The sequence below is a fragment of the Tateyamaria sp. syn59 genome, assembly GCF_007995245.1.
Lineage (GTDB): Bacteria > Pseudomonadota > Alphaproteobacteria > Rhodobacterales > Rhodobacteraceae > Tateyamaria.
Genome location: NZ_VCBA01000005.1, coordinates 190,589 through 203,608, shown reverse-complemented (window position 1 = coordinate 203,608; position 13,020 = coordinate 190,589). Strand labels below are relative to the sequence as shown.

The following is a 13,020-nucleotide window of genomic DNA, read 5'->3' as shown; positions in this document are numbered from 1 at the left end:
ATGTGCGTCTTACGCCCTATGTAGGTCAGTAATGGACAAACACAGCGATCAAAAGCGCGCGGTACAATATCTGTACCCGCCCATGGACCCCTACGACCAGCGTATGCTTGAGGTTGGGCAGGGCCACCGTATTTACGTGGAGCAATGCGGCAATCCCAATGGGATGCCCGTGGTCGTTTTGCATGGCGGCCCAGGCGGTGGGTGCAGCCCCGCGATGCGCCGCTATTTTGATCCTGAACACTACCGCGTGATTCTGTTCGACCAGCGCGGCTGCGGGCGGTCCCGTCCGCATGCGTCCGTGATGAACAACACGACGTGGCATCTGGTCGACGACATCGAGTTGATCCGCAAGACGTTGGGCATTGATGCTTGGATCGTCTTTGGCGGCTCATGGGGCGCGACCCTTGCTTTGATCTACGCCGAAGCGCATCCGGCGCGCGTGCGTAATCTCGTCCTGCGCGGCGTGTTCCTGATGACGCAATCCGAACTGGACTGGTTTTATGGTGGTGGCGCGGGCAAATTCTGGCCCGAGGTTTGGTCCCGCTTCGAAGGGTTGATCCCCGAAGATGAGCGCGGCGATCTGATTGGCGCGTATCACAGGCGTCTATTTTCCGGCGATGTCGCGATGGAGACCCGGTTCGCGCGTGCGTGGTCGTCTTGGGAAAACGCGCTGGCTTCGATCCATTCGTCCGGTTCGGGGGGCGAGGCGCCAGGAGACTATGCGCGTGCATTTGCGCGGTTGGAGAATCACTATTTCACCAATGCTGGTTTTCTGGAGTTCGATGGCCAAATCCTCGCCCATGCCGGGCGGATCAAGCACATCCCCGGCACCATTGTGCAGGGTCGCTACGATATGATCTGTCCACCCGATAGCGCCTATGCTTTGTCCAAGGCGTGGCCGCTGGGTGAGCTGAAAATGGTGCGCAATGCGGGTCATGCCTTGTCTGAGCCGGGGATTTCGGCTGAACTGGTGCGCACCATGGACAGGATCGCAGGAAAATGACCCGCATCGACCGCCGCGCGCTGTTTGCTTCCGGTGCTGCCGCAGCCTTGCTCGCGGCCACGGGCGCATCGGCGTTGCCCCAGCGGGGCGGGCGATTGCGGGCGGCTTTGTCGCCTGAGTTGTTCGAGCGTGCGGTGGCCGCAACGGTCTATGACAACCTGACTGAGATTGCTGCGGACGGAACCCTGCGCGGTGAGTTGGCGACGGAGTGGTCCTCGGACGGGGATGCGCGTGTGTGGCGTTTCAAACTGCGTGAGGGCGTGACCTTTCATGACGGAACCCCGTTTGATGCCTCGGCTGTCGTCAATCTGATGTGGGATGTTCAGGCCCTTGATGCGCGGACCGTTCAGATCACGCTGGATGCCCCAAATCCGAGCCTGCCTTACCTGCTGGCCCAACCGGGTTTCGAAATTCGCGGGGCGACAGGCACTGGCCTTTACGAAGTGCAAAAGCTGGATGAAGGGCGCCACTTCATCGGAACGCGGGTCGCGGATCACTGGAAGCAGGGCGCAGGCTGGTTCGACACAGTCGAGTTCGTGCAGTTCAGTGCCGATCACGTGCGCGGAGAGGCCCTGCGCGATGGTCTTGTGGATGTAGCGGATGTCATTGCGCTGGACGACTACGCCGACCCTCGCGATTTTCAGACGTTGCCCAATACACATACACCCACACATATCGCAAGCCGGTCGGTGACGGTGCCCGTGACCGTCGGTAAGTCCTGGCCTCTGGACAACCTGCGCATGGCGGAACGGTGGTGGATGGCCTGAGAGGGCTTGCAGACTCACCCGTGCTTACGTATATCCCACCCAACAGCGGCGCGCTGGGGTCCACACCCGACGCTCCACCGGGAAACATCGACGGGCCGCGCGCCCGTTTTTTTGTGCTTGGATCAAATGACCAACGACCTGATTGCCAAAGCTGCCATCGACCGCCGCCTGGCCGAGATCATCACTCCGGTGATCGAGGACCTGGGCTATGAGCTGGTGCGCGTGCGGCTGATGAGCGGCAAGGAAACGACCCTACAGATCATGGCCGACAAGCCTGACGGCGGGATTGAGGTGGATGATTGCGCTGCGATTTCGACTGCCGTGAGTGCGACCTTGGATGTCGAGGACCCGATACTTGATGCCTATACGCTTGAAGTGTCCTCACCCGGCATCGACCGCCCGCTGACGCGGCTGAAGGATTTCGACATGTTCGAAGGGTACGAGGCCAAGCTGGAAACTGACGAACTGATCGACGGACGTCGCCGTTTCAAAGGCGTGCTGGCCGGGATCGAGGATGATGAAGTGCTGATTAATGTCGCCGAGGGCACGATTGGCCTCAAGTTCGAGTGGTTGAGCGACGCCAAGCTGGTCCTGACGGATGAGCTGATCAAAGAGATGCTGCGCCAGCGCAAAGCCGCAGGTGTGTTGAACGAAACGGAATTCGACGAAGTACAGACCGAAGGGTCAGAGGAGGACAGCTGATGGCCATTACATCTGCAAACCAGCTTGAGCTGCTGCAAACCGCCGAGGCGGTGGCCCGCGAAAAGATGATCGACCCCGCGCTGGTGGTCGAGGCGATGGAAGAATCGCTCGCCCGTGCGGCGAAGTCCCGCTACGGCGCCGAAATGGACATTCGCGTGTCCATCGACCGCAAGACCGGCAAGGCGACATTCACCCGCGTCCGCACCGTGGTCGAGGAAGGAGAGCTGGAGAACTACCAGGCCGAGTTCACTGTTGAGCAGGCCAAGCAGTATCTGGACAACCCTGCCGTCGGTGACACCTTTGTCGAGGAAGTCCCGCCGGTTGAGATGGGCCGTATTGCTGCCCAATCTGCCAAGCAGGTGATCCTGCAGAAGGTCCGCGAAGCCGAGCGGGATCGTCAGTACGAAGAATTCAAGGACCGCGCCGGGACCATTATCAATGCGCTGGTCAAGCGCGAAGAATACGGCAACGTCATCGTGGATGTCGGTGCCGGTGAAGCAATCCTGCGCCGAAATGAGAAGATTGGCCGCGAATCGTATCGCCCGAATGACCGCATCCGCTGCTACATCAAGGATGTGCGGCGTGAGCAGCGTGGGCCGCAGATCTTCCTGAGCCGCACCGCGCCTGAGTTCATGGCCGAGCTTTTCAAGATGGAAGTGCCCGAAATTTACGACGGGATCATTGAGATCAAGGCTGTTGCCCGTGACCCGGGTTCGCGTGCGAAGATTGCCGTGATTTCCTACGACAACTCCATCGACCCTGTGGGTGCCTGTGTCGGTATGCGTGGTTCTCGCGTGCAGGCTGTTGTGAACGAGCTTCAGGGCGAAAAGATCGACATCATTCCGTGGAATGAGGACCAGCCGACCTTCCTTGTGAACGCATTGCAGCCCGCCGAGGTGAGCAAGGTGGTTCTGGACGAGGAAGCGGGCAAGATCGAAGTGGTTGTGCCGGAAGAGCAACTGAGCCTTGCCATCGGTCGCCGAGGTCAGAACGTGCGTCTGGCGTCACAGCTCACCAACCTCGATATCGACATCATGACCGAGGCCGAGGAATCGGCGCGTCGTCAGGCCGAATTCGAAGAGCGTACGAAGCTGTTCATGGACACGCTGGACCTTGATGAATTCTTTGCCCAGCTGCTGGTGTCCGAAGGGTTCACCAACCTGGAAGAAGTGGCGTACGTCGAACTGGACGAACTGCTGGTCATCGACGGTGTGGACGAAGGGACCGCAGAAGAACTGCAGGCCCGTGCCCGCGACGTGCTGGAAGCGCAGGCCAAGGCAGCGCTGGACAATGCGCGGTCGATGGGAGCCGAGGACAGCCTTATTGAATTCGACGGTCTCACACCCCAAATGGTAGAGGCGCTCGCCAAGGACGACGTCAAAACCCTCGAAGATTTTGCAACTTGCGCAGACTGGGAACTGGCCGGTGGCTGGACGACCGTTGATGGCGAACGTCACAAGGACGATGGTGTTCTGGAACCCTTCGACGTGTCGCTGGAAGAGGCGCAGCACCTGATCATGACCGCCCGCGTTCTGCTGGGTTGGGTTGATCCCGCTGAATTGGAAGCCGAAGCCGAGGCCGAAGACGGCGAAGAGCTGACCGAGGAGGCCGAGGCCTGATCTCAGGCCTCGGGTGGGCCTGATGGGTCGCGGTGGCGTCTCAAAGGATCGGTCGGATGGACCGGAGCGCAAGTGCATTGCCACGGGCGAGGTGCAACCCAAGCATGGGTTGATCCGCTTTGTCGTGGCTCCCGATGCGCAGATCGTGCCGGACATCGCGGGCAAGCTGCCGGGGCGCGGTATATATGTCGCGGCGGATCGGGCTGCCTTGGACAAGGCGGTGCAGAAGAAGCTGTTTGCGCGGGGGGCCAAGCAACCCGTGCAGGTGCCGGACGATCTGGTGGCTGAGGTTGAGCGGCAATTGGCGCGGCGGGTGATTGACCTGATCGCGCTGTCGCGCAAGGGCGGTCGGGCCGTGGCGGGCTATGAAAAGGTCAAGAACATGCTCCAGATGGAAGAGGCGCAGGTTCTGATCCAGGCGGTCGATGGGTCCGGTCGTGGCAAGTCCAAGCTGAGTACGCCGCATTTCGGCACGTATATCGGCTGGCTGACGGCAGATGAGTTGGGTTTGGCCTTTGGCCGTCAAACTGTGATACATGGGGCGCTCGCCTCTGGTGGACTCACGCAACGTGTTGTAGAGGAAGCCAACCGCTTACGCGGATTCCGCGAAAGTGCAGTGGCTGGCGCCACCGGGCGCGAAAAAGACGGCGGCAAGGGCCGCCGGGAAGGATAGACGAGCTTTATGAGCGATACTGACGGGAAAAAGACACTGGGTCTGCGTAGCGGCGCGCGTCCGGGCAATGTGAAACAGAGTTTCAGCCACGGGCGGACCAAGAATGTCGTCGTCGAAACCAAGCGCAAGCGCGTTGTGGTGCCGAAGCCCGGTGCCGCGAAGCCTGCGGGCGCCGGTGGTGCTGCCGGGGGTGACCCCAGCCGTCGTCCGGCGGGCATTTCCGATGCCGAGATGGAGCGCCGCCTGAAAGCCGTTCAAGCGGCCAAGGCGCGTGAAGTCGAAGAAGCCGCCAAGCGTGAGGCCGAGGAAAAGGCCCGCGAAGAAGAGCGCGAGCGTCGCCGTGCCGAAGCCGAGGCCAAAGAGCAAGCCGAGCGTGAGCGCGAGGAAGCCTTGAAGGCCAAGGAAGAAGAAGAAAAGCGCAAGGCGGCTGAAGCTGCTGCGGCGGCACAAGCTGCGGCTGCAGCCCCTGCTGAAAAGGCGCAACCGGCGCAACGTCAGGCGCAACCCGCTGCAACGCCGCGCAAGAACGAGCGTGACCGCGATCAGCGTCCGAACAACCGGGGCCGTGATGATGGTGGTCGCCGTTCCGGCAAGCTGACGCTGAACCAGGCGCTATCCGGTGGTGAAGGTGGACGCCAGCGTTCCATGGCGGCCATGAAGCGCAAGCAGGAACGTGCCCGGCAGAAAGCCATGGGCGGTTCCGTTGAGCGTGAAAAGGTTGTCCGCGACGTGCAGGTGCCCGAGGCCATCGTGGTGAGCGAGCTGGCCAACCGTATGACCGAAAAGGTCGGCGATGTGGTCAAGGCGCTGATGAACAATGGCATGATGGTCACGCAGAACCAGACCATCGACGCCGATACTGCCGAACTGATCGTCGAGGAATTTGGCCACCGCGTGCAGCGCGTGTCCGACGCCGACGTCGAGGACGTGATTAAGGAGGTTGAGGACAAGGCCGAAGATCTGCAGGGTCGTCCGCCGGTCATCACCATCATGGGTCACGTCGACCACGGTAAAACATCGCTTCTTGACGCGATTCGCGATGCAAAGGTTGTGGCAGGCGAAGCGGGCGGTATCACGCAGCACATCGGTGCCTACCAGGTGAAAACCGATGGCGGCGCGGTGCTGTCCTTCCTCGACACTCCGGGCCACGCGGCGTTCACGTCGATGCGGTCGCGCGGTGCGCAGGTTACGGACATCGTGGTGCTGGTTGTTGCGGCAGATGACGCCGTGATGCCGCAGACGATTGAAGCCATCAACCACGCCAAGGCGGCCGAAGTGCCAATGATCGTGGCGATCAACAAGTGCGACAAGCCCGAGGCGAACCCGGACAAGGTCCGTACAGATCTGCTGCAGCACGAGGTGATTGTTGAGAAGATGTCCGGCGAAGTGCAGGATGTCGAAGTGTCTGCGATCACAGGCAAAGGTCTGGATGAACTGCTCGAAGCCATCGCGCTTCAGGCCGAAATTCTGGAACTGAAAGCCAACCCTGACCGCGCCGCCCAAGGTGCTGTGATCGAGGCGCAGTTGGATGTGGGCCGTGGGCCTGTCGCGACCGTTCTGGTTCAGACCGGGACGCTGCGCCAGGGCGACATCTTTGTTGTGGGTGAGCAGTACGGTAAGGTTCGTGCACTCATCAATGACAAGGGCGAGCGCGTGAAGGAGGCTGGACCATCTGTTCCTGTCGAGGTGCTTGGTCTGAACGGCACACCCGAAGCGGGCGATGTTCTGAACGTGACCGAGACCGAGGCGCAGGCGCGCGAGATCGCGGAATATCGCGAGAAAGCGGCCAAGGACAAACGCGCGGCAGCGGGTGCGGCCACGACCCTCGAACAGCTTATGGCGAACGCCAAGGCGGACGAGAATGTCAGCGAACTGCCTATCCTTGTCAAAGCGGACGTGCAGGGCTCTGCCGAAGCTATTGTTCAGGCGATGGAGAAAATCGGCAACGATGAAGTTCGTGTGCGCGTGCTGCACTCCGGCGTGGGTGCGATCACCGAAACCGACGTGGGTCTTGCCGAGGCCTCAGGCGCGCCTGTCATGGGTTTCAACGTCCGTGCGAATGCATCGGCTCGGAATACAGCGAACCAGAAGGGTGTGGAGATCCGGTATTACTCGGTCATTTATGACTTGGTCGATGATGTGAAGGCAGCTGCCTCGGGTCTGCTGAGTGCTGAAATCCGCGAGAACTTCATCGGTTATGCCGAGATCAAGGAAGTGTTCAAGGTGACGGGTGTCGGCAAGGTTGCCGGTTGCCTCGTGACCGAGGGGGTGGCTCGCCGCTCGGCTGGTGTGCGTCTGCTCCGGGACAACGTAGTGATCCACGAGGGCACGCTGAAAACCCTCAAGCGCTTCAAGGATGAAGTGGCCGAGGTTCAGTCGGGTCAGGAATGCGGCATGGCGTTCGAAAACTACGACGATATTCGTCCCTCGGATGTCATCGAGATTTTCGAGCGGGAAGAAGTGACACGTACGCTCGACTAAGCGACACGTATAAGAAAAGAGAAAGGGGACGGTGTGGAACCGTCCCCTTTTTCGTCAGATCGTCGCGTTATGCAGTTTGCGAAACGGGTGTTCCGGAATAGTTGGCTCCGTCAACCCGAACAGTCATCCGGCCATCCGGTAGGGTTTTTACGTAAAACCCCTGGATCAAAACGGCGCTGCCCAAAGCAATTGTGCGTAGCATGACTTTCCTCCCCAAAAAGAAAAGTGATACCTCAACTATAAGTGTATTGTTTAACAAGTCATCAACAATGTCACAAAACTGTCGTTTTTTTTGTCGTTTTGTGAAGAGTTTCACGCAACGTTACAACCAATCCCGCAGAATTGGGATCAATGGGATATCTGCGGCGGGCATGGGATAGTCGCGCAAATCCCGAGGCTTGACCCATTTCAACGCCTGATTTTCGCGGGACTGTGGAGTACCCTCCCATTTTCGGCAGGCAAACAACGGCATCAGCAGGTGAAAGTCATCATAGCTATGGCTGGCGAATGTCAGCGGCGCCAGGCAAGACGCCCAAGTGTCGATGCCCAGTTCTTCGTTCAACTCTCGGATGAGGGCGGCTTCGGGGGATTCGCCGGGTTCGACCTTGCCGCCCGGAAACTCCCACAGGCCTGCCATTGATTTCCCTTCCGGCCGTTGTGCCAGCAATACGCGGCCGTCGACGTCGACGAGGGCAACGGCTGAAACCAATACAACTTTCATGACCGGTAATCCGCATTGATGTCGATATAGCCATGCGTCAGATCACAGGTCCAAATCGTGGCTGATTTATCACCCATGCCACAATCGACGCGAATGTGGATGTGATCTTGCTTCATATGGGCAACTGCGTCCTCTTCGCGGTAGGTCGGGCTGACCCATCCGTTTTCGGCGACGAGTGTTTCACCAAACCAGATGGACAGCGTGTCCCGGTCCGCGGGTGCGCCCGACTTCCCGATCGCCATGACCACGCGCCCCCAATTGGGGTCCTCTCCGGCAATGGCTGTTTTGACCAAGGGGGAATTGGCGATGGACAGACCGTGGGTTTTTGCCGCCGCTGTGTCAGTGCAGCCGGTCATTTCAATTTCGACGAATTTTGTTGCACCTTCGCCGTCGCGGACAACCTGGTGGGCCAGATCAAGCATGACGGCGTGCAGGGCGTCTGCAAATGCGGATTTGCCTGTCACTTCGATACCGCTTGCCCCGGTTGCCGCGACGATCAAGCTGTCGGATGTCGATGTGTCGCTGTCGACCGTGATGCAGTTAAAGGTCGTGTCGGTTGTGTCCCGCACCAGGTCCTGCAACGCGGCTTGAGAGATGAGCGCATCGGTGAAGATGTAGACAAGCATCGTGGCCATGTCGGGCGCAATCATACCGCTGCCCTTGGCGATGCCCGCGATTTTGACAGCCTGTCCGTTCACCTCAACGGTGCGCGTCGCGCCCTTGGCATATGTATCCGTCGTCATGATCGCAGAGGCGGCATCCACGATCCCGCTCGCCGATTGCTGGGCCACCAGATCGGCAAGGTGCGATGTAATCCGGTCATGCGGCAAGGGTTCGCCAATCACACCGGTCGATGCCGTGAAAATCCGTTCTGCGGGCAAGCCGGTCGCATCTGCTGTTGCACACACCACAGCTGCCACAGCATCCACTCCGTTTCGACCTGTAAACGCGTTGGCATTGCCTGCATTTACGAGAATGGCTGCGCCAGCATCCTGCGGGCCACCCAGTTTGGACTGGCAATCCAGAACGGGTGCTGCACGGGTGGCGGACTTGGTAAAGACACCAGCCACGCTGGTGCCCGGGGCACAGAGCGCCAGCATCACATCCAGGCGACCGGAATACCGTACGCCCGCCTCAACGGCGGCAAAGGTGACGCCATCAATCTGGGGAAGATCGGGAAATGTCTCCGGTGCCAGCGGCGACCGTGGCAATGCGCCGGCCATCGACTACTCCACCAAGCCGAGGTCGGACAGAATCTCGGGGTCGATGTCTGCGGCGCCGGACTGGTCGATCTGCGCCGCCTCTGTCAGGGACGCGACATAGTCTTCGACAGCCGTGTCGCGCACGTCCTGCAGCAGTTCTTCGCGCACCTCATCCAGAGTGGGGGCTTCGGGTGTGCGGGTTTCGTTCAGGACAATGACGTGCCATCCGAACTGGGTTTGCACCGGCTCCGACACTTCGCCCACTTCCAGGGAAATCACTGCCGCTTCAAAGCTGGGAACCATTGCGCCTGCACCGAACCATCCAAGCTGACCGCCATTGGGGCCCGAGGGACCTGTCGATTTTTCGCGGGCCGTGGCGGCAAAGTCGGCGCCGCCGTCAATCTCTGCCTTGATGGCTTTCGCCTCTTCCTCGGTTTCGACCAGGATGTGTGAGGCATTGTACTCTTCTTGGGGTGTGACGCCCGCGTATTTCGCGTCATATGCGGCCTGCAGCGCCTCGTCTGTCAGTGTTTTCTGGAACAGCGTTTCCAATTCCTCGCCCGCGGTCAGGGACCGCGTTTCGTTTTCAATCTGCAGGTTGGTCCGCTTGGGCAGGTCACCGTCAAAAGCCTGAGCCAAAAGGGTCTGGTTAATTAACTGCTCCAGAATGCCGGTGAACAGCACGTCGTTGGGCAGTTGCTGAAACTGCTGTGGCAGCGAGGCGCGGGCCACGATCATGTGACCGATGGTGATGTCGGTTCCGTTTACCGTGGCAACGACTGTATCCGCGTCCTGCGCATTTGCCGGGGTGGCCATGGCTGCAATCAAACCAAGCGCGGGCAGGGAGAAGAAACGTTTATTCATGTAACAGTCCTTGGGCTCATGCGCCCCACCGGGGGCGCGCATTGACACGGTTTCACGTGACCCTTACATCGCCCTATGGACGCGGCCTGGGCCGATTTTCGCCCACCGTTATTATGGGCTTGGCGCGCGCCCGGCAAGCAGTTGCTGTATGGACACAAACGATCGGCTGGAGAACGTATGCTCGGTTTCGGAACACTCACCAAGAAGGTGTTTGGCACGCCCAATGATCGCAAGATCAAGAGCACGCGCCCTCTGGTCGAAAAGATCAACGCGCTTGAACCAGAGTTCGAGGCGCTGAGCGACGATGGGCTGAAGGATCGGACGCAAGCCATGGCCGAGCGGGCCATGGGCGGCGAAAGCCTTGACGATCTGCTGCCCGAGGCATTCGCGAATTGCCGTGAAGCCGCCAAACGGACGCTGGGTCTGCGTGCCTACGATACGCAACTTCTTGGCGCGATCTTTCTGCATCAGGGCAACATCGCCGAACAGAAGACGGGCGAGGGCAAGACCCTGACCGCAGCCTTTGCCGCCTACCTGAACGCGCTGTCTGGCAAGGGCGTGCACGTGGTGACCGTGAACGAATACCTCGTTCAGCGGGACGCCGACTGGATGGGCAAGGTCTATGCCGCACTGGGTCTGACCACTGGCGTCGCCATCAACGGCATCGGTGAAGAGAACAAGCGCGCTGCTTATGCCTGCGACATCACCTATGCGACCAACAACGAGTTGGGCTTCGACTACCTGCGCGACAACATGAAGCCGTCGATCGAAGAGATGGTGCAGCGCGGCCACAACTTCGCCATCGTGGACGAGGTTGACAGTATCCTGATCGACGAGGCGCGGACGCCGCTGGTTATCTCTGGTCCCCTGCAGGACCGGTCAGAGATGTATGTGACCATCGATGGGATCATCCCGTTGATTGAGGACGATCACTTCACCCTCGATGAAAAGCAGAAAAACGTGACCTTCACCGACGAAGGCAACGAGTTCGTCGAGGAACAGTTGCGTGTGCGCGGCCTGATCGAGGAAGGCGCGTCGCTTTATGACCCCGAAAGCACAACAATCGTGCACCACGTGAACCAGGGTCTGCGGGCGCACAAGCTGTTTCAGAAGGACAAGGATTACATCGTTCGCAATGGCGAGATTGTCCTGATTGACGAGTTCACGGGTCGCATGATGACCGGACGCCGTCTGTCAGACGGTCTGCACCAGGCAATTGAAGCCAAGGAAAGCGTGCAGATCCAACCTGAGAACCAGACGCTCGCGTCTGTGACCTTCCAGAACTACTTCCGTTTGTATTCCAAACTTGCTGGCATGACCGGAACCGCCGCGACCGAGGCGGAGGAGTTCCAAACCATCTACGGCCTGGGCGTTGTGGAAGTGCCCACAAACAAACCCATCGCCCGCCTGGATGAAGATGATCAGGTGTTTCGCACCGGACAGGAAAAGTACAAGGCCATGATCGACGAGATCAAGGCGGCCCACGAAAAAGGTCAGCCGGTCCTTGTCGGCACTACGTCCATCGACAAGTCCGAGATGTTCGCCGAAGCGCTGAAATCCGAAGGTATCGCGCACAACGTTCTGAACGCGCGCCAGCACGAGCAAGAGGCGCAGATCATCGCGGATGCAGGTAAGCTGGGCGCGGTGACCATCGCGACGAACATGGCGGGCCGGGGCACCGACATTCAGCTGGGCGGCAATGTCGAGATGAAGGTGCTGGAAGCGATCACGGCCGATCCCGAAGCGGATCCGGATGAAGTGCGCAAGCGCATCGAAGCGGAGCACGAAGACGAAAAGCAAAAAGTTCTCGCCGCCGGCGGGCTGTTTGTTCTTGCCTCCGAACGGCACGAAAGCCGCCGGATCGATAACCAACTTCGGGGACGTTCGGGCCGTCAGGGCGATCCGGGCCGCACGTCCTTCTATCTGAGCCTCGAAGACGACCTGATGCGCATCTTTGGCTCTGACCGTCTGGACAAGGTGCTCAAGACGCTTGGACTGGAAGAAGGCGAGGCCATCGTGCACCCATGGGTCAACAAATCCCTGGAACGTGCGCAGGCCAAGGTCGAAGGCCGCAACTTTGATATCCGCAAGCAGCTTCTGAAGTTCGACGACGTGATGAACGATCAGCGTCGCGTCATCTTCTCCCAGCGTCGTGAGATCATGGAAGCGCAGGACCTGTCTGAAATCACGTCCGATATGCGGGACGAGGTGATTGACGACCTGATCGACCAGTACATGCCGCCTAATAGTTATGCGGACCAATGGGACACCGAGGGGCTCTATGCCGCCGTTATCGAAAACCTCGGCATCGACGTGCCTGTCATGGCCTGGTGCGACGAAGAGGGCGTGGACGATGAACAGATCCGTGAACGCCTGATCGAAGCCAGCGACAAGCTGATGGCCGAGAAATCCGAAGCCTTTGGCGACGACAACATGCGCAGCATTGAAAAGCAGCTGATTCTGCAGGCGATCGACGGCAAATGGCGCGAGCATCTTTTGACGCTGGAACACTTGCGCTCTGTCGTCGGGTTCCGGGGTTATGCGCAACGTGATCCGCTGAACGAATACAAGAACGAAGCGTTCCAACTGTTCGAGGCCATGCTGGAAAGTTTGCGCAGCGAAGTGACCACCAAGCTGTCGCGTATTCGCCCCCTCACCGAAGAAGAGCGCGAGCAGATGCTGGCCCAGATGGCTGCTCAGCAAGAGCAGGCTGCTGCGGCGTCAAAGACGAATGACCTTCCGGCACCGACTGCCGAAGCTCTGGCAAACGGCTTTGATGAAAATGACAGGAGCACATGGGGCAATCCTGGGCGGAATGACCCGTGCCCATGTGGGTCCGGCAAGAAGTTCAAGCATTGCCACGGCGCATTCGTGTAATCGTCATTTGAACCAAGCGCCGCAATCCTGCCGCAAAGACTCCCAACGCCTGTCATAACCCGGCCCGTTTCACCTGCCATTTGATGGTGGAACCAATCCGTGGGAAGGGAA

11 protein-coding genes are annotated in these 13,020 nt (G+C 59.6%); 7 read left to right on the top strand and 4 right to left on the bottom strand.

Translation table 11 applies throughout. From position 1 onward, the window contains the following. The first annotated feature begins 31 nt into the window (after positions 1-31). The 6 genes from pip to infB all read left to right on the top strand — a co-directional run bounded on the left by pip (position 32) and on the right by infB (position 7,245). Positions 32-1,003 carry a prolyl aminopeptidase gene (pip, locus tag FD715_RS11590; RefSeq protein ID WP_147109741.1) on the top strand — a complete coding sequence of 324 codons (972 nt, stop codon included), beginning with the start codon at positions 32-34 and terminating at the stop codon, positions 1,001-1,003. Next, entirely contained in the window at positions 1,000-1,770 is a 771-nt protein-coding gene (locus FD715_RS11585) for an ABC transporter substrate-binding protein (protein ID WP_147109739.1), read from the top strand. The genes pip and FD715_RS11585 overlap by 4 nt, the downstream gene beginning before the upstream one ends. Before the next feature lie 126 nt (positions 1,771-1,896). Then, positions 1,897-2,472 (top strand): ribosome maturation factor RimP, encoded by a 576-nt coding sequence (rimP, locus tag FD715_RS11580; RefSeq protein ID WP_147109737.1) that lies wholly within the window; start codon positions 1,897-1,899, stop codon positions 2,470-2,472. Then, complete coding sequence (nusA, locus tag FD715_RS11575; RefSeq protein WP_147109735.1) at positions 2,472-4,091, top strand: transcription termination factor NusA; 1,620 nt, start codon at positions 2,472-2,474, stop codon at positions 4,089-4,091. Before rimP ends, nusA begins: the two co-directional genes overlap by 1 nt. 22 nt (positions 4,092-4,113) lie before the next feature. After that, positions 4,114-4,764 (top strand): RNA-binding protein, encoded by a 651-nt coding sequence (locus FD715_RS11570; protein ID WP_147109734.1) that lies wholly within the window; start codon positions 4,114-4,116, stop codon positions 4,762-4,764. 9 nt (positions 4,765-4,773) lie between these two features. Then, entirely contained in the window at positions 4,774-7,245 is a 2,472-nt protein-coding gene (infB, locus tag FD715_RS11565; RefSeq protein WP_147109732.1) for a translation initiation factor IF-2, read from the top strand. A 67-nt stretch (positions 7,246-7,312) separates the two neighbouring features. Here the strand turns inward: infB and FD715_RS11560 are convergent, their stop codons facing one another. The 4 genes from FD715_RS11560 to FD715_RS11545 are packed head-to-tail and all read right to left on the bottom strand — an operon-like array spanning position 7,313 to position 10,032. Next, the gene (locus FD715_RS11560; protein ID WP_147109730.1) at positions 7,313-7,561 is read right to left on the bottom strand and encodes a hypothetical protein; all 249 of its coding nucleotides are present in this window, start codon (positions 7,559-7,561) and stop codon (positions 7,313-7,315) included. A gap of 6 nt (positions 7,562-7,567) precedes the next feature. Next, positions 7,568-7,966, bottom strand: coding sequence for a (deoxy)nucleoside triphosphate pyrophosphohydrolase (locus tag FD715_RS11555; protein WP_147109728.1), 399 nt, complete (start codon positions 7,964-7,966; stop codon positions 7,568-7,570). Then, positions 7,963-9,189 (bottom strand): bifunctional glutamate N-acetyltransferase/amino-acid acetyltransferase ArgJ, encoded by a 1,227-nt coding sequence (gene argJ, locus FD715_RS11550; protein WP_147109726.1) that lies wholly within the window; start codon positions 9,187-9,189, stop codon positions 7,963-7,965. The genes FD715_RS11555 and argJ overlap by 4 nt, the downstream gene beginning before the upstream one ends. 3 nt (positions 9,190-9,192) lie before the next feature. Then, a complete protein-coding gene (locus FD715_RS11545; RefSeq protein WP_147109724.1) occupies positions 9,193-10,032 on the bottom strand; it encodes a peptidylprolyl isomerase in 840 nt (279 codons plus the stop codon). Between the two features lie 177 nt (positions 10,033-10,209). Here FD715_RS11545 and secA point away from each other — a divergent pair, with 177 nt between their 5' ends. Continuing rightward, entirely contained in the window at positions 10,210-12,909 is a 2,700-nt protein-coding gene (secA, locus tag FD715_RS11540) for a preprotein translocase subunit SecA (RefSeq protein WP_147109722.1), read from the top strand. The last annotated feature ends 111 nt before the right edge of the window (positions 12,910-13,020 follow it).

Bases quoted from the DNA above. Each gene is read 5' to 3' on its own strand.
- rimP (WP_147109737.1), top strand. From the start codon at position 1,897: ATGACCAACGACCTGATTGCCAAAGCTGCCATCGACCGCCGCCTGGCC.
- nusA (WP_147109735.1), top strand. From the start codon at position 2,472: ATGGCCATTACATCTGCAAACCAGCTTGAGCTGCTGCAAACCGCCGAG.
- FD715_RS11555 (WP_147109728.1), bottom strand. From the start codon at position 7,966: ATGAAAGTTGTATTGGTTTCAGCCGTTGCCCTCGTCGACGTCGACGGC.
- infB (WP_147109732.1), top strand. From the start codon at position 4,774: ATGAGCGATACTGACGGGAAAAAGACACTGGGTCTGCGTAGCGGCGCG.
- FD715_RS11570 (WP_147109734.1), top strand. From the start codon at position 4,114: ATGGGTCGCGGTGGCGTCTCAAAGGATCGGTCGGATGGACCGGAGCGC.
- FD715_RS11545 (WP_147109724.1), bottom strand. From the start codon at position 10,032: ATGAATAAACGTTTCTTCTCCCTGCCCGCGCTTGGTTTGATTGCAGCC.
- FD715_RS11585 (WP_147109739.1), top strand. From the start codon at position 1,000: ATGACCCGCATCGACCGCCGCGCGCTGTTTGCTTCCGGTGCTGCCGCA.
- argJ (WP_147109726.1), bottom strand. From the start codon at position 9,189: ATGGCCGGCGCATTGCCACGGTCGCCGCTGGCACCGGAGACATTTCCC.
- pip (WP_147109741.1), top strand. From the start codon at position 32: ATGGACAAACACAGCGATCAAAAGCGCGCGGTACAATATCTGTACCCG.
- secA (WP_147109722.1), top strand. From the start codon at position 10,210: ATGCTCGGTTTCGGAACACTCACCAAGAAGGTGTTTGGCACGCCCAAT.